The organism is Pseudogracilibacillus sp. ICA-222130, assembly GCF_037892545.1.
In the GTDB taxonomy this organism is placed as follows: Bacteria; Bacillota; Bacilli; order Bacillales; family Amphibacillaceae; genus Pseudogracilibacillus.
Map to the genome: position 1 here is coordinate 1 of NZ_JBBKBG010000069.1, position 1,659 is coordinate 1,659.

Consider the following 1,659-nt stretch of genomic DNA (forward strand, 5'->3'; position numbering starts at 1 on the left):
GGAGGTGCGGATGTTTTCTTGGACCACTTATAATTGAGATTTTCACTTTAAGCTAGTTAAGTCAAACTCGATATTTTAATCTTGTGTATATGGAATTACGCTATAAGCTTCAAAGACTCTCGATACTTAATAATACTGAGGCCACCTAAAGATAGTTTTACTCTCTCGGTATTATACCATTCAAGATACTCGTTCAAAAGCACAATGAATTCATCTATAGATACATTTAACCAAGACTCACCGTAGAAGAATTCATTTTTAAGTCGTCCAAAGAAACCTTCACAGGCAGCGTTATCTGGTGAACAACCTTTTTTAGACATTGAGCGTGTGAGATGATTATCATTCATGCGTTCAATCCATCCTGGCCAACGATAATGAGCACCCCGATCTGTGTGTATAATAGGGTGTGCATCTTTTGGTAGCACACTTATCGCTTGGTCAAGCATAGTATTTACGAGTTTCGCATTGGGGGACGTGCTAATTGTCCAACTCACAACTGCACCATCAAAACAATCGACCATTGGGGATAAATATACTTTCCCTGCGGGAATATTAAATTCTGTAATATCTGTCACCCATTTTTCACTCGGTTGATTAGCTTTAAAATCTCTTTCGAGAATGTTAGGCACAGCTGGCGTTATTTCGCCATGATATGAATTGTATTTTCTCATTTGAATCGTTTTCGCGACAAGTTTCTCTTCCCTCATAATTCGTCGGACAACCTTTTCCGATATAGTAATCCCGATATTTTTTAGTGTTGCATGAATTCGGCGATAGCCGTATCGACGTTTATTTTTTTCAAATATATTAATAATTTTTGTGCGTACATTTTTATGTTTATCGGGCAAAGCAAATTGTTTCTTGTGATAACAGTAACTACTTTTAGGAATTTTTACGATTGAAAGTAGTTGGGATAAACTATACTTTGGACGGAGGGCATCAATCAGGATTGTTTTTTCTTTATTTGTGAGTGTTTCCAGATAGATGCCCTGATCTTTTTTTATAATTTCTCCCGCTTTTTCCAATATATCCTTTTGCATTTGAAGATATTCTACCTCTTCTTGTAGTTGCTTGACTTGATCTTGGAGCTTATTAACGTCTGTATGTTTAGTTTTATTCATTTTTTTAATGGGCACCCCTTTGCCGAGCAACTGATCTTTAAAGTTATAAAGCGATTCCCGGCTAACACCAATATTATCAGCAATATCCTGTGCAGACGTTTCACCGCGCGTTAGTAAGGATAGAACAGCGGCTTCTTTTTCATTTGAAGTTAATTTTAACCCATTTCTTTTGAATTTACGAGACTCAGGTGCTAAATCTTTTACCCATTGTCTTAATAACTCGCGACTAGGATACCCTAACATACGACACGTACGAGAATAGCACTTCCCAAATTCTAAATAGTGATTGACCGCTGCATGTTGTTCTTTATCTGTATATTTTGGGCGTCGTGTAAATTTGTTTCTAACATCACCATTATCTTTGTACTCTTTTACCCACTGTATAAGCGCTCCGCGTGAAGGATATCCTAATTCATTTATTGCGGCAGCATAAGATTCATATTTAAAGTATAGTTTTATCGCTTTTAATTTTTCCTCATAGGCAAACATTGTTTTCCTCCTGACCAATATTGGTCTAAGATTTTGTCCGCATGCCCAA

1 protein-coding gene is annotated in these 1,659 nt (G+C 36.8%); it reads right to left on the reverse strand.

The window, feature by feature from the left end:
- Window positions 1-95 precede the first annotated feature (95 nt).
- Window positions 96-1,610 carry an IS3 family transposase gene (locus WKT09_RS13590; RefSeq protein ID WP_340416547.1) on the reverse strand — a complete coding sequence of 505 codons (1,515 nt, stop codon included), beginning with the start codon at window positions 1,608-1,610 and terminating at the stop codon, window positions 96-98.
- Between the last annotated feature and the right edge of the window lie 49 nt (window positions 1,611-1,659).

Bases quoted from the DNA above. Each gene is read 5' to 3' on its own strand.
- WKT09_RS13590 (WP_340416547.1), bottom strand. From the start codon at position 1,610: ATGTTTGCCTATGAGGAAAAATTAAAAGCGATAAAACTATACTTTAAA.